Raw genomic sequence first — 19240 nt, 5'->3', positions numbered from 1 at the left:
GATCAGTGCGAGTCGGCCCAGACCTTCTTCTTGGTGAAGTACATCATGAGCGCGAAGATGATCAGGAACACGAACACCTGGAAGCCGAGCTGCTTGCGGGCCTCCATGTGGGGTTCGGCGGTCCACATCAGGAAGGTGGTGACGTCCTTCGAATACTGCGCGACCGTGGTCGGCGAGCCGTCGTCATAGGTCACCTGGCCGTCGCTGAGCGGCTTCGGCATCTTGATGGCATGGCCCGGGAAGTACTTGTTGAAGTACGAGCCCTCCGGGATGGTGACGCCCTCCGGCACCTTCTCCTCAAACCCCTGAAGCACCGCCGCGACGTAGTCCGGGCCCTGCTCCTGGTACTGGGTGAAGAAGTCGAAGATGAACCAGGGAAAGCCGCGCTTATAGGAGCGCGCCTTGGTGATCAGCGACAGGTCGGGCGGCGCCGCGCCGCCGTTCGCCGCGCGCGCGGCCTGCTCGTTCGGGAACGGCGAGGGGAAGTAGTCCGCCGGACGGCCCGGGCGCTCGAACATGTCACCTGCATCGTTCGGACCGTCCTTGATCTTGTAGTCGGAGGCGAACGCCGCCGCCTGCGCGACCGAGTAGCCGGGTCCGCCGGCTTCCGAAAGGTTGCGGAAGGCGACGTAGGACAGGCCGTGGCAGCTGGCGCAGACCTCCTTGTAGACCTTCAGGCCGCGCTGGAGCGCACCGCGGTCGAACTTACCGAAAGGGCCGGCGAACGACCATTTGTTGCCCGGAGGCGTGTCGCTGCCTTCGGAAGCCTTCGCGCTGTCGATCGAGCCCGCGAACAGCGAGCCGGCGAGCGCCAGCACGATCGCGGTCGACACCATCGGCGTCGATCGGCTGCCGGTCTTGGCAAGCACCGCGTCGGAGATCGAGTTCGGCACCGGCCGCGGCTTCTCGATGCGCGAGAGCAGCGGCAGCACGATCAGGAAGTAGGCGAAGTAGCAGACCGTCAGGACGCGGCCGGCGACCACGTAGATGCCCTCCGGCGGCTGCGCGCCGAGATAGCCGAGCAGGATGCAGACCACGACGAAGATCCAGAAGAACTGCTTGGCCAGCGGGCGGTACTTCGACGACCTGGTCTTGGCGGCATCGAGCCAGGGCAGGAAGCACAGGATGATGATCGCCCCGAACATCGCGATGACACCGGCGAGCTTGTTCGGGATCGAGCGCAGGATCGCGTAGAACGGCAGGTAATACCATTCCGGCACGATGTGCGGCGGCGTCACGCCCGGGTTCGCCGGGATGTAGTTGTCGGCGTCGCCGAGATAGTTCGGCATGTAGAAGATGAACCAGGCGTAGAGCAGCATGAAGCAGGCGACGCCGAACATGTCCTTGATGGTCGCGTGCGGCGTGAACGGCACCGTGTCCTTTTCCGTCTTCGGCTCGACGCCGTCAGGATTGTTCTGGCCAGCCACGTGCAGCGCCCAGACATGCAGCACAACGACGCCCGCGATCACGAACGGCAAGAGATAGTGCAGCGAGAAGAAGCGGTTCAGCGTCGGGTTGCCGACCGAATAGCCGCCCCACAGCAGCGTCACGATGCTCTCGCCGACATAGGGAATGGCGGAGAACAGGTTGGTGATGACGGTGGCGCCCCAGAAGCTCATCTGGCCCCAGGGAAGCACGTAGCCCATGAAGCCGGTGGCCATCATCAGGAGGTAGATGATGACGCCGAGGATCCACAGCACCTCGCGCGGCTCCTTGTACGACCCGTAATAAAGGCCGCGGAACATGTGGACGTAGACGGCGACGAAGAACATCGAGGCGCCGACCGCGTGCATGTTGCGCAGCAGCCAGCCGTAGTTCACGTCACGGACGATCAACTCGACCGACTTGAAGGCGAGATCGGCATTCGGCGTGTAGTGCATCGCCAGGATCACGCCGGTCAGGATCTGCATCCCCAGCATGAAGGAGAGGATGGCGCCGAAGGTCCACCAATAGTTCAGGTTGCGCGGGGTGGGATAAGCGACGAAGGAGGAATGGATGAGACCAAAGATCGGCAGACGCCGCTCGATCCATTGCAGGGCCGGATTGCTCGGCTGGTAGTCGGATGGTCCGCTCATGATGCGATCCTGAGGAAATAACTACGACGAGACGGCGCGAAGCTTCGGACGAAGGCCCGAAGCTCAGCCGATCTGGATTTTGGTGTCGGAAACGAACTGGTACGGCGGCACCGGCAGGTTCGCGGGCGCGGGCCCCTGGCGGATGCGGCCGGACGAGTCGTATTGCGAACCATGGCAGGGGCAGAAGAACCCGTCGTAGTTGCCTTCATGAGCGATCGGGATACATCCGAGATGGGTGCAGATGCCGATCACGACCAGCCACTGCTCGTGGCCGGACTTGACCCGGGCCTCGTCGGACTGCGGATCGGGCAGGCTCGCCACGTTGACGGCGCGTGCCTCGTCGATCTGCTTCTTGGTGCGGTGGCTGATGTAGATCGGCTTGCCGCGCCAGAACACCTTGATGTCCTGGCCCTCGGCGATCGGGCTGAGATCGACCTCGATCGGCGCACCGGCGGCGATGGTCGAGGCATCAGGATTCATTTGAGAGATGAAGGGCCAGAGCGCGGCCGCGCCCCCTACTGCTGCAGCTGCCCCCGTTGCAACGAATAAGAAATCACGGCGTGTCGGATGGTCCGCCGAAGACGCTGTCGTCACGATTCCAACCCTTTCTTCTTATGCTGCCGGTGGAACCGTTCCAGGAGCCCCCCAAAGGTCCCCAGAACAGTGCTGCCGGCGCCCGCGGCCCCCCGCGGCGGCAGAACTTCGCTTGTCCCCACCAAAACAGGGCGAAAACAGCAGTCCAGAATCGTTCTATTGGCACCCTTGCCGGGCGAGCGCAAGCCCGCTAACGGCGGGGAAGCGTGCAATGCACGAATTCCCGGGCAGGCGATGTTTTATTGAGACATTTCCCGCCCGCAACCAACCCGCCGCCGCCCATGCAGATAGCGCTTTTCCAACCCGACATCCCCCAGAACACCGGCACGATTCTCAGGCTCTGCGCCTGCCTGGGGATGGCCGCCCATATCATCGAACCCGCGGGGTTCCCGGTCTCCGACCGGCATTTCCGCCGGGCGGGAATGGATTACCTCGACCATGTCAGTATCGTCAGGCACGACTCCTGGGCGAAATTCGAGGACTGGCGCGCAGGCCAGGGCTACCGCCTGCTGCTGTTCACCACCAAGGCCGCCACCGACTACCGCGATTTTCATTACCAGACGTCGGACATCCTGCTATTCGGACGCGAGAGCGCCGGCGTCACCGACGCGGTGGTCGAGGCCGCCGATGCGCGGCTGGTGATCCCGATCGCGGCAGGGCTGCGATCGCTCAATGTCGCCATGAGCGCGGCGATGGCCGCAGGCGAAGCGCTGCGGCAGACCCGGAACCCCAGCGGTCCACAGGATTGAGGAGAGACAATTGAGTTACGCGGTCAAGGAGATCTTCCTGACCCTGCAAGGCGAAGGCGCCCATGCCGGGCGCGCGTCGGTGTTCTGCCGCTTTGCCGGCTGCAACCTCTGGAGCGGCCGCGAGGCCGACCGCATGGATGCGACCTGCAAGTTCTGCGACACGGATTTCGTCGGCACCGACGGCACGCTGGGCGGCCGCTATGCCTCGGCCGCGGACCTCGCCGACACCATCGCCGCACAATGGACGGCCTCAGCGGCCAACCGCTATGTGGTGCTGACGGGCGGCGAGCCGCTGCTCCAGGTCGACGACGCCCTGATCGCGGCGCTCCATGCGCGAGGTTTCGAGATCGGCGTCGAGACCAACGGCACGATCGAGGCGCCCGAAGGACTCGACTGGATCTGCGTCAGCCCCAAGGGCGGCAGCGAGCTCGTGCTGCGCCGCGGCCACGAGTTGAAGCTGGTCTATCCGCAGGCCCTCGCCGCTCCCGAGACTTTCGAAGGCCTCGCCTTCGAGCGCTTCTCGCTGCAGCCGATGGACGGGCCCGAGGTCGCCGAGAACACCGCACGGGCGATCGACTACTGCCTGCAGCATCCGCAATGGCGGCTCAGCGTGCAGACGCATAAATCGCTCGGCATCAGATAGGATTGGTTTTCGAACAGATGTGGGAATTGACGAAATCGTTCCGCTTCGAGGCGGCGCATTCGCTGTCGGGAACGACCTTTGGCGCAGCGAGCGAAGAGATCCACGGCCACTCCTTCCGCGCCGAGGTGACCGTGCGCGGCACGCCCGACCCCGACACCGGTATGGTGGTCGATCTCGGCCTGCTCCAGCGCGCCATCGAGGATGTCCGGCTCACGCTCGACCACAAGTACCTCAACAAGATCGAAGCGCTGGGCAAGCCGACGCTGGAAAACCTCTCGCGCTTCGTCTGGGAGCGGCTACAGCATATCGGCAAGCTGACCCGCGTCAGCATCCACCGCGACAGTTGCAACGAGAGCTGCACCTATTACGGTCCGCAAGAGTAGTTACGATCGCGGTCTCGTAGGGTGGGCAAAGCGCAGCGTGCCCACCATCGAGCGCGACGATGAAGGGTGGTGGGCACGGCGCAGGGGCGCCTTTGCTCACCCTACGAGAGCCGGTTTGGGATTTGGATATGGACGCCTCAACGATCGAAGACCGCAAGAGCCGCGCCCGCGCCTGGTTCGAGCGCTTGCGCGACGACATCTGCGCGAGCTTCGAGCACCTCGAGGATGATGCGCCGCGAAGCCTCTATCCCGGCGAGGCCGGCCGCTTCGAACGCACGCCCTGGCACCGCACCGACCACACCGGCGCGGCCGGCGGCGGCGGCGTGATGTCGATGATGTCAGGCCGGCTGTTCGAGAAGGTCGGCGTGCACTGCTCGACCGTGCACGGCGAATTCGCGCCCGAGTTTCGCGCGCAGATCCCCGGCGCCGCAGAGGATCCAAAATTCTGGGCCTCCGGCATCTCGCTGATCGCGCATATGCGCAATCCGCACGTCCCCGCCGTGCACATGAACACACGCTTCGTCGTGACGACAAAAGCCTGGTTCGGCGGGGGCGCGGACCTGACGCCGGTGCTGGAGCGCCGGCGCACGCAGGAGGATGCGGACAGCATCGCCTTCCACGCTGCGATGAAGGAAGCCTGCGACCAGCCGAACGGCGTTGCCGACTACGACAAGTACAAGACATGGTGCGACGAATATTTCTACCTGCCGCACCGGAAAGAGGCGCGCGGCATCGGCGGCATCTTCTACGACTGGCACGACAGCGGCGACTGGGACGCCGACCTCGCCTTCACCCAGGATGTCGGCCGCGCCTTCCTGAAGATCTATCCTGACATCGTCAGGCGCAATTTCGCGAGCGCCTGGACCGCTGCGGACCGCGAGGAGCAATTGATCCGGCGCGGCCGCTATGTCGAGTTCAACCTGCTCTACGACCGCGGCACCATCTTCGGGCTCAAGACCGGCGGCAATGTGGACTCGATCCTGTCGTCGCTGCCGCCGGAGGTGAAGTGGCCATGAGCGCTGTGAGACCGCTGCCGCGCGCCATGCTGATCGACATGGACGACACCATCCTGTCGGCCTATGGCCGGCCCGAGATCGCCTGGAACACGATCGCGAACGAGTTCGCCGAGGAGCTTGCGCCGCTGCCGCCGGCGCAGGTCGCGACCGCCGTGCTGGCCTTCGCGCGAAACTTCTGGGCGAATGCGGAAGCCGCCTGGCGGATGAAGCTCGCCGAGGCGCGGCACCTGACGGTCAAGGGCGGCTTTGCCGCGCTTGCGGCGGCCGGCCATCGCGCCCTTCCCGACGATCTCGCCATCCGCCTCGCCGACCGCTTCACCGCCTATCGCGAGGAGGAGATGTTCGTCTTCCCCGGCGCGCATGAGGCGATCGACAGGCTGAAGGCGCTCGGCATCAAGCTCGCGCTGGTGACCAACGGCGCCGCCGACATGCAGCGCGCCAAGGTCGAGCGGTTCGAGTTGGCACACCGCTTTCACCACATCCAGATCGAGGGCGAGCACGGCTTCGGCAAGCCCGAGGAGCGCGCCTATCTGCACGCGATGGACGCGCTCGGCGTCACCGCCAAGGACACCTGGATGATCGGCGACAATCTGGAATGGGAGGTCGTGACGCCGCAGCGCCTCGGCATCTATGCGATCTGGATGGACGTGCACGGCGAGGGCCTGCCCGAGGGCTCGACCGTCAAGCCCGACCGCATCATCCGCTCGCTGACCGAACTGGTGCCGGACCAGCCGTAACGGGGCGCAAACAAAAATTGCGAAAACAACCCCATGCACAGTAGCCGGCTGCTGCAGAATCAAAAGCTTACGGATTTTACGAAACGCGTTTGACCCGTCGGGCAAAACAGGGGCATAATGCCATCGTCGGGGATGCGTCCGGTGAAGACGTTTCCCGCGTGAGCCGTCTCCCCGCATTCGCGCGGTTCGCGCATAGGCCGACGCAAGCCATCGCCCCGCTCCGCCGTTTTCCCCGTGTCATGACCGCCTGCTAGCCTCCGCCGGGTCGATCAACCCGAAAGGACAATCCATGGACTTGAAAGCCGGCGATGTCGTGATGCTGAAATCCGGCGGCCAGCCGCTGACGGTTGCGGAGGTGAAGGCGGACGAGGCGCTCTGCCTCTGGATGGGCATGGAAGGCGATCTCTTCCGCGAGACGCTGCCGCTGGCCGCGCTGGTGCAGGTGGAAGAGGACGAGGATGAAGACGACGAAGACGAGGACGACGACGAGGAGTAGACACCACTAAAACCGCATCCTCGTCGGATCGGAGCGTTCCGCTCCGGCGCTCCCGCTGTCCGCTTCTCGGCCGATCACGGCGCGATAGCGGACATCGGTGGATGTCGCGGAGGGGCCAGGAGCTGACATGGAGCTGACATGGCAGCCGCCTGGAGCGTGTAGTTCGCATTCTCCTCCGTCACCATGTGCATGGCAGTCATCCGCAGAAATCGTTTCAACCCCCGGTAGTCAGGTTCGGAAGTTTCGGCTAGCATTTTGCGGCGTGCCTGATTGGGACGGATTGTCCGTCCGCGAAAGGACATATCATGAGATTGTCGCCAGGATTTGTCGCGCCTTCAGCCTTCGCTTTCTTGTCAATGGTCTTGCTGTGCGGCCCGGCCGTGTCGCAAACGGCCACAAGCCCCGCCACCCAGGTCCCCTCCGTCACGGTCGAAGCGCCGAAGCAGGCGGCAAGGCCGAAACAGGCGGTCAACACCGGGGCATCTCGCTCGACCTCGTCAACCCGCCGCATCCGATCGGCAACCGGTGAACCGTCAACCGGCCGAACGCCAGCGCCGGCGCCGGGTTCACCATTGGCGAGGCTTGCCGCGCTGGAGAAAGTCGCCAGCAGTTGCAACGGTGGCTGTCAAACAAGCTTCAGACACGGCAAGGATCCCTGGGTCGGGTGCAGCGAGTCGGGCGGCGGACAAGCCAATGCACCTTTCTCGCCGACCTGCACGGACACCATCACTCACAAGAGCTACGTGGATTGCGTCGAGACCAGGGTGTTCCTGGGCGACTATCGGAACAGAGCCTACTGGGTCTGCAGCAGCCTCTCCGCCGGCAACAAGTTTCAGGTCGCCGAGCTCAAGCGATCGAAGCGCTAGCGCGAAAGCATTTTCGAGCGACGTGCATTCCGGTTCGCTCGAAGAAGGAGTGTCTCCGTTCCGATTCCATCGGGACGGAGCCACCGGCCATGTCAGCTATCGTCAGTTCTGAGCGTCGGAGAATTGATCGGGATCAACCCGAAATCACAGTATTGGAACGCCTATAGCTCCGGACCAGAAAGTCCGACCTCTCGCTCAGCGCGAAGGACATTGCCATAGAGACTGCTGATCCATTGTCTTCCGCTCGAGGTTACATTCAAATAGCGAATGGCAGTTTGGATGTGCGGTGCGACCTTGGTCCAGTAGAACTGAGGATATTTGTACACCACGTCCGCGGGCGTGGCGTATCCGAGCGATTTGTTGAGTCCTATCTCCTCGAACTCGTAGAACAGCGCATTTGATTTCCTCATGTAGTTCGGATCGCCGAGCTGTCCGATCAGGTCGGCGGCGCGAAGCAACAAACCTTCCTCTTCATCAAGATCATCCTTGAGTTCGTTCGCTGATGCCTCTGCATAAGGAAAACGAGTGTATTCGATGGCTTGGGCAACGCGAGCGGCGTCAATTTCGTCAACTGCGTCAAGACGCTCCACGGCGAATAATTTTGAGCGGTCGACATGATAGGGCGCAAGCGCTGCATCGGAGGAGCCGATCGGTAACTTAACCGTTCGGCCGGTACCATCAACCACATAGGTACCGTCCTCGTCTCCGTGAACTATTCCCCGAACGTAGCCAATGTCGTGAAGCAGGCACGCCAGGATGAAGTGAGCATAGTCGCTAGCCGTCGTTGGCCTAAGAAGGGAGCGCCCGATCAGGATGTCGTGCCCCACCAGCGTGACCAACAAGGTGTGCTCGACGTTGTGGTAGAGTGCATCGCTGTTACCAATACATTCCAGGGCCAGCTTTGCTGCATAGGGGAGCAATTCCGGCAAGTTGGCGTGGGACGAGCCGAAGCGACCGCTTGTCTCCGAGATCAGGAACGCACCGAGCGCCTGGGACGTCAGTTCTGGGATCGTTATCATGAGCAATCTCTCACTTTGGTCGCCGAACCTTCAGGAGGCCTTCTGCAGGATCGGGAGGGAGAGGACGACCGTAGTGGTGTGAAGCCAAAGGATGGGTGATCATTGACTTAGATCAACAGCAGCGACGCCGGACTGCGCGTGTGCCCAGTAGCGACTTCTGCTGAGCGTCACAAGCCGTCGATGACGGCCATGCCGGGCGACTTCCGGTTTGGGCTCGCAAGCCGACGCTATGGGTATGGCGTTCGATTCACAGTCCCGGCGCGAATGCCGATTGCGCCGGGATCATCTACGCGACGAGCTGCTCCGCCGCGGCCGTTGGAGGAAACGCGGAGACCTCAGACGGAGCAAGTCCGCTCCGCCCTGCCAAGCGGACCACAATGACCCATGCTGCGACTTCGCAGATCGGCCGGAAGCGAACATTCAGGCTGAGACGTGCGCCACCGCAGACCTACTTCTTCGCTTGTTCAATCCTGACCGTGCTGCTCGGACCGACACTCGTCGCTTGAAGAACGACCTCGCCGTCCTTTGCCATCGCGAAATGAGAGATTTTCGCTGGTTCAATCAGGAACGAGCCGGGCGGGTATGCCCTAAATTTGCTCTCATCCCACTGATCGCCGTTCGCATAGTACAAGGTGCCGGACAGAACGACGGCCATTCGTGTCTCACCATGCCAATGCGGCATGATCTTGTAGCCAGCCGGGATCTTCACCCGTTCCAAAAACACTCCCGCCTTCTTCGGGTCGCCATACAGGGTCGCGAGCCCCACCGCTCCGGCATGTCCCTCGAAATGAATGTCCTGAGGAAGCGTTGCGACGACCGCATCCTGGGCAAGAGCCAGCGTCGATCCGACCAGCGTGAGAAACGCCGCAGTTGCAAGGCCATTCAATGAAGATGCCAGCCTTGTGTAAATCGCGTGCGTCATCACTCAATCCTTTCTGGGTCGGCGGTGGGAGCCGGAGGGCACTGGTCTCAGAACCGCGTGTGCGGAGGCCAAGCTTCATCACGGGCCGCAAAAGTATGGCAGGCTGATCCTGTGGAAGCCTGCGCGAGTCAGCTAAGGGTCGCAAGGTGCGGTCGAGAGCACTGCGATGAGCGGAAGTGTCGATGGACGTGTGCTAAATGGTGAGAACCTTGGTCATACACCAGAACGGGACATCGACTTGCCCCTGCTCACCGGCAACCTGCTCCATTATCTTCGCTTTGTGATGCCAGCCCATGCGCTCGTAGAAACGGCGCGCACGTTCATTGCCAACGACACAGTGCAGTTCTGCCTCGGCAATGCCTCCCTTGGCCATCTCGATTTCAGAGGCTGTCAGCAGACTTGACGCGACGCGCGTCCCTCGATGTGGCATCGCTACAAAAAGTTGGCCCAAAAGCTGGCCTCTCCACGCCGAAAGCGCCACAACCTCTTCGTTCAATTCGGTTACCAAGGTCGAATGCAAGAGCGCCGTCATCCTTTCCATGAAGAATTCCATGGATCGACGGATAATTTCTGCGTGGGGCATGAAGGGAGCTTGGGTCTCGTGCCAAACCGCGTGATAGAGAGCAGCCACCCGAGAGATATCTGACGCGTGGGCACGACGGATCATCGCGCTTTCCCCAATCGGCGCCACCTAGCGTCCAGGTCAGACATGCCGGCTGGACAGACGATATCCGCCATGATGAACCTCGTCACATTGTTGGCTGCCAAGCAGAAACCTCACTCCTACCGCGCATCACAGGTCTAGTTATCTGTCGAATTCGTCTCGCGCGTTGCCGGTTGTATCGGGGGGCAGATGCATCCTGCACAGCGAAGAGCCGATGGTACGGCAATGCGGCCACGCCAAAGGTAGTACTACCTCTTCGCCCATTTACCGGGAACTTTCCCGCCCATCTACTAGGGAACTTAATTCGTAGGTTGCTCGCATTTCTTTCGTGAGCACTACGCTCAGCCGCAGCGTAGTGCAGGTGTCGCGATTTCAGCGACAATGTTTCGGTTGCTTCTCCACGAGTCGTCCGCAGCAGTTTGCAGCAGATCGAGGAGCATAGCATGCAAAAGCGTTTGATCATTTTCTTGCCGGTACCTCTCTCTCCGACGGGCGCCTCAAGCAGGGCAGAAAGGGCGAACGCGATGTAGGCGCGAGCTTCGCTACGCCCCATTCAGCTTATCGTTTTCGAAGAACCGACGGCTCCTCGTGGCAAACGCAGTGGACCGCCGACGAGCCGGCGTGTGGAATTTCTGGAGTGCATAGCTCACCCATAATCATTCTGGAGGATGGATATCATGGCACTTACAGTCACTCCTACCGGCACGATCGTCACCCTCGACGAAACCCCCGGCCTGCAGAATGACGATACCAACACCACCCTCCCGACCGCATTTTCAACTCGGCTGGCGGCACTGAGCGCTCCGGCCACGGAGATCAACCACGCGGTCAGCAGCGGCAACGTCATCACCATCAGCGGCGTCACGGGGTCGGTCGGCAACATCGCCTTCACCGATGCGAATGGCGGCGCGCTGGACGGTGACACGAGCGGCCTCTTCACCAATGACGGCGAGGAGGTATTTCTGTTCACGGACACCGCGAACGACAACATCGTGCTCGGAAAGACCGCGGCCGGCGTCATCGTCTTCGCGGTCTATCTCGAGGAGACCGGGAGCCCGGTGAGCGGCGGCAAGCTCTGGAGCGTCCAGTACGAGGCGCTGCAGCATCCCAATGCCAGCAACCCCGATGATTCCATCGACCTGGGCACCAACCTCAAGGTCGCGGTCAGCGAGGTCATCAATTTCAGCTTCGCCGGTGCGCCGTCGGGCAGCAACCTCTTCATGACCTTCGGCGATCCGAACTCCACCCAGATCGTGGTGATAGGCAAGGACCCGCTCAATCAATCCCAGGGCGGAAACATCTCGACCAAGGACGTGCTCAATATCAGCCAGGCCGGCAGCACCACCTCGTTCGGCGTCAACGGCAACCAGATCAACCCCGGTGAAGGTGCGTACATCACCTTTGTCACAGGCGCGAACACGAACTTCCTCGTGCCCAATCTGGACCAGAACGAGGCCGATGTCGAAGCCAACATCGATTTCCAGAACGTCTTCAATGCGACCAGCGCGTCCTTCACCGTCAACCAGACGAACCCGGGCGTCGGACCCGTCACGGTCAAGATCTCGGCCTTCAACACCGCCCTGGAGACGGGAGTGAATTTCGTCGACGGGCTCACCAACGACACGCACGTCAGTATCACATCATTCTCGCTCACCGACTTCGTCGTCAAGTCAGGCAAGACGCAGTTTACTCCGGCCGCCTCGATCGACGCCAACGGTGACTTGATCATCACCGGCCTTAGCAGCGGCGACAAGGTGCAGTGGACGACGAGCGGGACCCATGACCGCGTCCTGATCGAGAACATCAGCGCCACCGACGGCATTGCCGGCAACGACAACAACACCTTCGACATCGGCGGCTTCAGCCTCAGCAGCGCCAACGCCGCGAGCGCCGTGGTCGGCACGGCCGTCCACTTCGAGGATGACGGGCCGTCGGCGGGGATCGTGCAGGGCGCGCCGACGGTGGCGCATGACGAGACCGCGGGTATCCAGGGAGATGCCGATGACACCACCGATGCCACGGTGGCGGCGCTGTTCGCAGGCGTCAGCAATGTCAGCACCGATCTGAGCCCGGCCGGCTTCGCGCGGGATGCGACCGCTGTCGTGAGCGCGACCGGAAGCTCGTTCGGTACCGACTCCGTGGGCGGGACGACGGCGTTCTCGCTGGCGGTGTCCGCCGCAGGCGTGGATTCCGGCCTCGACACCACCGACGGCACCAGCATCTTCCTGTTCAAGGAAGGCGCCCTGGTGGTCGGCCGCATCGGCGGTGCCGCCGGGGCCGCGGCCTTCGCGGTGGCGATCAATAGCTCGACCGGCGTCGTCAGCGTGGCGCAATACGCCTCGCTGAAGCACCCGACCGGCGGCGCCAGCCACGATGAGGCGATCAACATCACCGACAGTGCGCTGCTGGCGGTGGTGACGGTCACCGATGGTGACGGCGATCAGGCGACGAGCTCGACCGGCATCGGCGATGCCGTGCAGTTCCAGGACGACGGCCCGACGGCAGCGATCGTCCAGGGCGCCGCGGCGGTGGCGCATGACGAGACCGCGGGCAATCAGAACGATGCCGACGACAGCACCGACGCCGCGGTGGCGGCGCTGTTCGCGGGCGTAACCAATGTCAGCGGTGACCTCAGCCCGAGCGGTTATGCGCAGGACGCGACCCCTGTCGTGAGCTCGACCGGAAGCTCGCTTGGCGCGGACCAGGAGGGCGGGACGATCGCGTTCTCGCTGGCGGTGTCCGCCGCAGGCGTGGACTCCGGCCTCGATACGACGAACGGCGCCAACATCTTCCTGTTCAAGGAAGGCGACCTCGTGGTCGGCCGCATCGGCGGTTCCAACGGCGCCGCGGCCTTCGCGGTGGCGATCAACAGCTCGACCGGGGTCGTCAGCGTCGCGCAATACGCCTCGCTGAAGCATCCGACCGGCGGCGCCAGCCACGATGAATCAGTGTCGATCACCGACGGCGCGCTGCTGGCGGTGGTGACGGTCACCGACGGCGACGGCGACACCGCGACGAGCTCGACCGGCATCGGCGATGCCGTGCAGTTCCAGGACGACGGCCCGACGGCAGCGATCGTCCAGGGCGCCGCGGCGGTGGCGCATGACGAGACCGCGGGTGTCCAGGCCGATGCCGACGACACGACCGCGGCCGGGGTGGTGTCGTTGTTCGCGGGCGTCAGCAATGTCAGCACCGACCTGAGCCCCACCGGTTATGCGCAGGACACAACCCCCGTCGTGAGTTCGACCGGAAGCTCGTTCGGCGCGGACCAGGAGGGCGGAACGATCGCGTTCTCGCTGGCGGTGTCCGCCGCAGGCGTGGACTCCGGCCTCGATACGACCAATGGCACGAACGTCCTGCTGTTCAAGGAAGGCGACCTGGTGGTCGGCCGCATCGGCACTCAATCCGGCCAGGCGGCCTTCGCGGTGGCCATCAACAGTTCGAGCGGCGTCGTCAGTGTGGCGCAATACGCCTCGCTGAAACACCCCACAGGAGGTGCCAGCCACGATGAGTCGATCAACATCACCGACGCTGCGCTGCTGGCGGTGGTGACGGTCACCGATGGTGACGGCGACACCGCGACGAGCTCGACCGGCATCGGCGATGCCGTGCAGTTCCAGGACGACGGCCCGACGGCGGGGATCGCGCAGGGCGCACCGACGGTGGCGCATGATGAGACCGCGGGCAATCAGAACGATGCCGATGACACCACCGACGCCACGGTGTCGGCGCTGTTCGCCGGCGTCAGCAATGCCAGCACCGACCTGAGCCCGGCCGGCTTCGCGCGGGATGCGTCCGCTGTCGTGAGCTCGACCGGAAGCGCGTTTGGTGCGGACCAGGAGGGCGGGACGATCGCGTTCTCGCTGGCGGTGTCCGCCGCAGGCGTGGACTCCGGCCTCGACACCACCAACGGCACGAACATCTTCCTGTTCAAGGAAGGCGACCTGGTGGTCGGCCGCATCGGCAGTGCCGCCGGGGCCGCGGCCTTCGCGGTGGCGATCAACAGCTCGAGCGGGGTCGTCAGCGTGGCGCAATATGCCTCGCTGAAGCATCCGACCGGCGGCGCCAGCCACGATGAGGCGATCAACATCACCGACGGCGCGCTGCTGGCGGTGGTGACGGTCACCGATGGTGACGGCGACACCGCGACGAGCTCGACCGGCATCGGCGATGCCGTGCAGTTCCAGGACGACGGCCCGACGGCAGCGATCGTCCAGGGCGCCGCGACGGTGGCGCATGACGAGACCGCGAATGTTCAGGCAGATGCCGATGACACCACCGACGCCACGGTGGCGGCATTGTTCACCGGCGTCAGCAATGTCAGCACCGATCTGACGGCTGGCTTCGCGCAGGACGCGACCCCCGTCGTGAGCTCGACCGGAAGCTCGCTTGGCGCGGACCAGGAGGGCGGAACGATCGCCTTCTCGCTGGCAGTGTCCGCCGCAGGGGCGGACTCCGGCCTCGACACCACCGACGGCACCAGCATCTTCCTGTTCAAGGAAGGCGACCTGGTGGTCGGCCGCATCGGCAGTGCCGCCGGGGCCGCGGCCTTCGCGGTGGCGATCAACAGCACGAGCGGTGTCGTCAGTGTGGCGCAATACGCCTCGCTGAAACACCCCACAGGAGGTGCCAGCTACGATGAGTCGATCAACATCACCGACGCTGCGCTGCTGGCGGTGGTGACGGTCACCGACGGCGACGGCGACACCGCGACGAGCTCGACCGGCATCGGCGATGCCGTGCAGTTCCAGGACGACGGGCCGACCATCGGGCCCATCGCCGATGGCCAGGTGGACTTCTCTGCTCTCTCTACCGTGACCAAGACGCTCAACGGAGTGGTCGGCGCGGATGACCCGGCGACCTACAGCCTCACCAGCTCGCCGGCGAGCCTGACGATCCTGGATGGCACGGTCTCGCAGATGACGCTGCTCCGGGATCTCACGAACAGCAATACCGTCGCCACCTACTACAAGGACGTAAATGGCAACAGCACACACGACGCGGGCGACATCGATTTCTTCAAGCTGACCCTGTCCGGCGGCAACTACACCTTCGATGTCCTGCAGAATCCTCCGCCTGCGGAGATCAGCTTCAGCTTCGCCGGGGCGCCCTCCGGCAGCAACCTCTTCATGACCTTCGGCGATCCGGCCTCGACCCAGATCGTGGTGGTTGGGGAGAATCCGCTGAACCAGTCCCAGGGCGGAAATATCACGACCAAGGACGTGCTCAATATCAGCCAGGCCGGCAGCACCACCTCGTTCGGTGTCAACGGCAACCAGCTCAATGACAACGCCAACTATCCCACTGAAGGCGCCTACATCACCTACGTGACGGGCACGAACACGAACTTCCTCGTGCCGAATCTGGACCAGAACGAGGCCGACGTCGAAGCCAACATCGACTTCCAGAACGTCTTCAATGCCACGGGCGCGTCCTTCACCGTCAACCAGACCAACCCGGGCGTCGGTCCCGTCACCGTCAAGATTACGGCCTTCAACACCACCTACGAGCCGGGGACGGGGTTCGTCGACGGGCTCACCAACGACACGCACGTCAATATCACGTCGGCTTCGGTCACCGACTTCGTCGTCAAGACGGGCAGCTCGCAATTTACTCCGGTCGCCACGATCGATGCCGACGGCAACTTGATCATCACCGGGCTGAGCACCGGCGACAAGGTGTCGTGGTCGACGGGTGCAACGACCCACGACCGGGTCCTGATCGAAAACATCAGCGCCCATGACACCGTTGTCGGCAACGACAACAACACCTTCGATATCGGCGGGTTCAGCCTGATCCAGTCGCAGCCGGCGCCCGACGAGAAGCTCGACTTCACCGTCCAGATCGCCGATGCCGACGGGGATACGGCTTCCAGCACGTTCTCCGTCAAGATCGACGGAAACCACGACGGCGTCATCAACGTCTGAACCGCACGCGCCGGCTGTCCGCCCCTTCGGCGCACAGCCGGCACCCTCCACCGGGCTGGTCATGCTGCATGAAATTCCAGGAACCTGACTTCAACCAGTCATCGCAAGCGCATCATCTGTCGTCGCCGCTTCAGGCCTGCCGCGGCGTGCTGGTCGGGCTCGGCCTGATCACGGCCATGTTGAACGTGCTGTACCTGACGGGCTCGTTCTTCATGCTCGAGGTCTACGACCGCGTGGTGCCGAGCCACAGCGTGCCGACGCTGATCGGCCTCGCCGCGCTGGTCGGCGCCCTCTACGTGTTCCAGGCATTCCTCGACATTCTGCGCGGACGCATCCTCGTCCGCATCGGCGAGTGGCTCGACCGCGCATTTTCGGCGCGCGCCTACGACATCGTCGCGCGCTGGCCGCTGCGTGCGCGCGCGAGCGGCGACGGGCTGCAGCCGGTGCGCGACCTCGACCAGGTGCGCAGCTATCTCTCCGGGCTCGGCCCCACCGCGCTGTTCGACCTGCCGTGGATTCCGTTCTACCTCACCATCTGCTTCCTGTTTCATCCGCTGATCGGGCTCACGGCGACGATCGGCTCGCTGGTGCTCGTGTCCCTGACCCTTCTGACCAACCGGCTGACGCGTGCGCGCATGAAGGAAGTCGCCGGCCAGATCGCGCAGCGCAATGCGCTCGCCGAGGCCAGCCGCCGGAACGCCGAGGTCTTGCAGGCCATGGGCATGCGCGGGCGCCTCGCTGCGCGCTGGGCGGAGGCCAACGACAGCTACATGGCCACCCAGCGCAGTGCCGCCGATATCACCGGCGGTTTTGGCTCCGTTTCCAAGGTGCTCCGCATGGTGCTGCAATCGGCGGTGCTCGGCGTCGGCGGCTATCTCGTCATCATCCAGGAGGCGACCGCCGGAATCATCATTGCCGGCTCGATCCTCGCGTCGCGCGCGCTCGCGCCGGTCGAGCTCGCCCTCGCCCATTGGAAGAGCATGACTGCGGCCCGGCAGAGCTGGAAACGCCTGCAGCAGTACTGGGCGCAACTCCCGGCCGAGGAGGAGAAGACGCCGTTGCCGCCGCCGTGCAAAGCGCTCGCCGTCGAGGCCGTCTCCGTGGTGCCGCCGGGCGAACAGACCCTCGTGGTCCAGGAAGCGTCCTTCGCACTGACCCCGGGACAGGGGCTCGGCATCGTCGGTCCGAGCGCATCGGGCAAGTCGTCGCTGGTGCGCGCCATCGTCGGCGTGTGGGTGTCGGCGCGCGGCAAGGTGCGGCTGGACGGCGCCGCGCTCGACCAATGGAGCTCCGAGGCGCTCGGCCGCCACATCGGCTATCTGCCGCAGGACGTCGAGCTGTTCGCCGGCACGGTGGCGCAGAACATCAACCGCTTCGAACCGACCCCCGACGCGGAGGCGATGATCGCCGCCGCGCGGGCGGCGGGCGTGCACGAGATGCTGCTGCGATTGCCGAAGGGCTACGACACCCCGATCGGCGAAGGCGGCGCGGCGCTCTCTGCCGGGCAGCGGCAGCGCATCGCGCTCGCCCGCGCGCTCTACCGCGATCCCTTCCTGGTGGTGCTGGACGAGCCCAACTCCAATCTCGACGCCGAGGGCGACCAGGCTCTGACGCATGCCATTCACGGCGTGCGCGCGCGGGGCGGCATCGTCATCGTCGTCGCGCATCGCACCAGCGCGCTCGCGGCCGTGGACCAGTTGATCGTGATGGCCGAGGGGCGCGTGCAGGCGTCCGGACCCAAGGACGCGCTTCTGACCAAGATGGTGCAGCCGCGAGCGGGGCCGGTGCCGCTCAAGGTCGTGACCGAGGGAGCTGGTCCATGACCCGCGAGCCGATCAACGTGGTTCCGCGCTCGATCCGCCGGCATCTTTGCGCCGGCCTCGTCGGGGTCATCGTTCTCGCCGGCGGCGTTGGCGGCTGGGCGGCGACCACGGAATTGGCCGGCGCCGTGATCGGCTCCGGCACGCTGGTGGTGGACAGCTACACCAAGAAGGTGCAGCACCCGACCGGCGGCGTGGTCGGAGAACTCAACGTCCGCGAGGGGGCGCGGGTGAAGGCCGGCGACGTGGTCGTGCGCCTCGACGAGACGGTGACGCGGGCCAATCTCCTGATCGTCGTAAAGAGTCTTGACGAGCAGACGGCGCGCCGGGCGCGGCTCGAGGCGGAGCGCGACGGCCAGGACTGGCTCGGCTTTCCCGTGGACCTCGTCGGGCGTGCCGCTGATCCGGATGTCGCTCGCTTGATCGTCGGCGAGCGCAAACTGTTCGAGCTGCGCCGCGCCGCCCGCGCCGGCAAGAAGGCGCAGCTCAACGAGCGCATCGGCCAGCTTGGCGAGCAGATCCGCGGGCTCGACGAGCAGATCCAGGCGAAAGACCGCGAAACCACCTTCATCGACCAGGAGCTTCTCGGCGTGCGCGATCTGTGGCGGAAGAATCTGGTCCAGATCACGCGCCTGACGACGCTCGAGCGCGACGCGGTGCGTCTGCACGGCGAACGCGGTGCCTTGGTCGCCGCCATTGCCGAAGCCAGAGGCCGGATCACCGAGACCACGCTGCAGATCATGCAGATCGATCAGGATCTGCGCACCGAGGTCGGAAAGGATCTCGCCGAGATTCGCGCCAAGACCTCAGAACTGGTCGAGAAACGGGTCGCCGCCGAGGATCAGCTCAAGCGCATCGATATTCGCGCGCCGCAGGACGGCACCGTGCATCAGCTGGCGCTGCACACCGTCGGCGGTGTGATCAGCCCCGGCGAGCAGATCATGCTCATCGTCCCCGCCCACGACGCGCTGGTCGTCGAGGTGCGGATTCCCCCGCACGAGATCGATCGTCTGTCGGTCGGCCAGCCGGTGCTGTTGCGCTTTTCGGCCTTCAACCAGCGCACCACGCCCCAGCTCAACGGCGAAGTGAGCCACGTGTCCGCCGACGTCGCTGTCGACCAGAAGAGCACGACAAGCTTCTATGTGGCCCGCATCGCCGTTCCCGAGGCCGAGCTGGCACGGCTGGGCGACCTCAAGCTGATCGCCGGCATGCCGGTCGAAGCCTTCATTCAGACCGGTCAGCGCACCGTGATGTCGTACCTCGTCAAGCCGTTCTCCGATCAGCTGATGCGCGCCTGGCGCGAGCGCTAGTGCGAGCACGGAAAACGTC

15 protein-coding genes are annotated in these 19240 nt (G+C 64.2%); 10 read left to right on the top strand and 5 right to left on the bottom strand.

The window, feature by feature from the left end; genetic code table 11:
* Nucleotides 1-2: 2 nt before the first annotated feature.
* Together fbcH and petA are read right to left on the bottom strand one after the other, a co-directional pair.
* On the bottom strand, nt 3-2075 hold the full coding sequence (fbcH, locus tag JQ603_RS35920; protein ID WP_212347676.1) for a cytochrome b/c1: 2073 nt from the start codon (nt 2073-2075) through the stop codon (nt 3-5).
* 63 nt (nt 2076-2138) lie between these two features.
* Nucleotides 2139-2669 (bottom strand): ubiquinol-cytochrome c reductase iron-sulfur subunit, encoded by a 531-nt coding sequence (petA, locus tag JQ603_RS35915; RefSeq protein ID WP_011085272.1) that lies wholly within the window; start codon nt 2667-2669, stop codon nt 2139-2141.
* Between the two features lie 281 nt (nt 2670-2950).
* Between petA and JQ603_RS35910 the strand changes: the two genes are divergently transcribed.
* The 7 genes from JQ603_RS35910 (at nt 2951) to JQ603_RS38380 (ending at nt 7559) form a co-directional block, all read left to right on the top strand.
* Nucleotides 2951-3418, top strand: coding sequence for a tRNA (cytidine(34)-2'-O)-methyltransferase (locus JQ603_RS35910; protein WP_212347992.1), 468 nt, complete (start codon nt 2951-2953; stop codon nt 3416-3418).
* A 10-nt stretch (nt 3419-3428) separates the two neighbouring features.
* A complete protein-coding gene (gene queE, locus JQ603_RS35905) occupies nt 3429-4061 on the top strand; it encodes a 7-carboxy-7-deazaguanine synthase (RefSeq protein WP_212347673.1) in 633 nt (210 codons plus the stop codon).
* A gap of 17 nt (nt 4062-4078) precedes the next feature.
* Nucleotides 4079-4444 (top strand): 6-pyruvoyl trahydropterin synthase family protein, encoded by a 366-nt coding sequence (locus JQ603_RS35900; protein WP_212347989.1) that lies wholly within the window; start codon nt 4079-4081, stop codon nt 4442-4444.
* A 128-nt stretch (nt 4445-4572) separates the two neighbouring features.
* The gene (hemF, locus tag JQ603_RS35895; protein WP_212347670.1) at nt 4573-5460 is read left to right on the top strand and encodes an oxygen-dependent coproporphyrinogen oxidase; all 888 of its coding nucleotides are present in this window, start codon (nt 4573-4575) and stop codon (nt 5458-5460) included.
* On the top strand, nt 5457-6197 hold the full coding sequence (locus tag JQ603_RS35890) for an HAD family hydrolase (protein WP_245004094.1): 741 nt from the start codon (nt 5457-5459) through the stop codon (nt 6195-6197). Before hemF ends, JQ603_RS35890 begins: the two co-directional genes overlap by 4 nt.
* 289 nt (nt 6198-6486) lie before the next feature.
* Nucleotides 6487-6693 (top strand): YodC family protein, encoded by a 207-nt coding sequence (locus tag JQ603_RS35885; RefSeq protein ID WP_212347664.1) that lies wholly within the window; start codon nt 6487-6489, stop codon nt 6691-6693.
* Nucleotides 6694-7436: 743 nt separating this feature from the next.
* Nucleotides 7437-7559: a hypothetical protein gene (locus JQ603_RS38380; RefSeq protein WP_283817490.1), complete on the top strand. Its 123-nt coding sequence runs from the start codon at nt 7437-7439 to the stop codon at nt 7557-7559.
* Between the two features lie 161 nt (nt 7560-7720).
* Here the strand turns inward: JQ603_RS38380 and JQ603_RS35875 are convergent, their stop codons facing one another.
* The 3 genes from JQ603_RS35875 to JQ603_RS35865 form a co-directional block, all read right to left on the bottom strand.
* The gene (locus tag JQ603_RS35875; RefSeq protein WP_212347659.1) at nt 7721-8578 is read right to left on the bottom strand and encodes an HD domain-containing protein; all 858 of its coding nucleotides are present in this window, start codon (nt 8576-8578) and stop codon (nt 7721-7723) included.
* A gap of 448 nt (nt 8579-9026) precedes the next feature.
* Complete coding sequence (locus JQ603_RS35870) at nt 9027-9500, bottom strand: cupin domain-containing protein (protein WP_212347656.1); 474 nt, start codon at nt 9498-9500, stop codon at nt 9027-9029.
* 193 nt (nt 9501-9693) lie between these two features.
* Nucleotides 9694-10167: a GNAT family N-acetyltransferase gene (locus tag JQ603_RS35865; RefSeq protein ID WP_212347653.1), complete on the bottom strand. Its 474-nt coding sequence runs from the start codon at nt 10165-10167 to the stop codon at nt 9694-9696.
* Between the two features lie 674 nt (nt 10168-10841).
* Between JQ603_RS35865 and JQ603_RS35860 the strand changes: the two genes are divergently transcribed.
* The 3 genes from JQ603_RS35860 to JQ603_RS35850 all read left to right on the top strand — a co-directional run bounded on the left by JQ603_RS35860 (nt 10842) and on the right by JQ603_RS35850 (nt 19221).
* A complete protein-coding gene (locus JQ603_RS35860) occupies nt 10842-16091 on the top strand; it encodes a beta strand repeat-containing protein (RefSeq protein ID WP_212347650.1) in 5250 nt (1749 codons plus the stop codon).
* A 68-nt stretch (nt 16092-16159) separates the two neighbouring features.
* Nucleotides 16160-17914, top strand: a complete 1755-nt coding sequence (locus tag JQ603_RS35855) for a type I secretion system permease/ATPase (protein WP_212347648.1) — start codon at nt 16160-16162, stop codon at nt 17912-17914.
* Complete coding sequence (locus JQ603_RS35850; RefSeq protein WP_212347645.1) at nt 17911-19221, top strand: HlyD family type I secretion periplasmic adaptor subunit; 1311 nt, start codon at nt 17911-17913, stop codon at nt 19219-19221. Before JQ603_RS35855 ends, JQ603_RS35850 begins: the two co-directional genes overlap by 4 nt.
* Nucleotides 19222-19240: the final 19 nt, after the last annotated feature.

Origin of the sequence: Bradyrhizobium liaoningense (assembly GCF_018130825.1) — a bacterium.
GTDB classification, from domain to species: Bacteria; Pseudomonadota; Alphaproteobacteria; order Rhizobiales; family Xanthobacteraceae; genus Bradyrhizobium; species Bradyrhizobium liaoningense_B.
Note: the sequence above shows the minus strand (reverse complement) of the source record. Positions and strands in the feature narration are given on the sequence as shown.

Coding starts and splice junctions, on each gene's coding strand:
- fbcH (WP_212347676.1), bottom strand. CDS start 2,075: ATGAGCGGACCATCCGACTACCAGCCGAGCAATCCGGCCCTGCAATGG.
- JQ603_RS35910 (WP_212347992.1), top strand. CDS start 2,951: ATGCAGATAGCGCTTTTCCAACCCGACATCCCCCAGAACACCGGCACG.
- JQ603_RS35900 (WP_212347989.1), top strand. CDS start 4,079: ATGTGGGAATTGACGAAATCGTTCCGCTTCGAGGCGGCGCATTCGCTG.
- hemF (WP_212347670.1), top strand. CDS start 4,573: ATGGACGCCTCAACGATCGAAGACCGCAAGAGCCGCGCCCGCGCCTGG.
- JQ603_RS35890 (WP_245004094.1), top strand. CDS start 5,457: ATGAGCGCTGTGAGACCGCTGCCGCGCGCCATGCTGATCGACATGGAC.
- JQ603_RS35885 (WP_212347664.1), top strand. CDS start 6,487: ATGGACTTGAAAGCCGGCGATGTCGTGATGCTGAAATCCGGCGGCCAG.
- JQ603_RS35875 (WP_212347659.1), bottom strand. CDS start 8,578: ATGATAACGATCCCAGAACTGACGTCCCAGGCGCTCGGTGCGTTCCTG.
- JQ603_RS35870 (WP_212347656.1), bottom strand. CDS start 9,500: ATGACGCACGCGATTTACACAAGGCTGGCATCTTCATTGAATGGCCTT.
- JQ603_RS35865 (WP_212347653.1), bottom strand. CDS start 10,167: ATGATCCGTCGTGCCCACGCGTCAGATATCTCTCGGGTGGCTGCTCTC.
- JQ603_RS35860 (WP_212347650.1), top strand. CDS start 10,842: ATGGCACTTACAGTCACTCCTACCGGCACGATCGTCACCCTCGACGAA.
- JQ603_RS35855 (WP_212347648.1), top strand. CDS start 16,160: ATGAAATTCCAGGAACCTGACTTCAACCAGTCATCGCAAGCGCATCAT.
- JQ603_RS35850 (WP_212347645.1), top strand. CDS start 17,911: ATGACCCGCGAGCCGATCAACGTGGTTCCGCGCTCGATCCGCCGGCAT.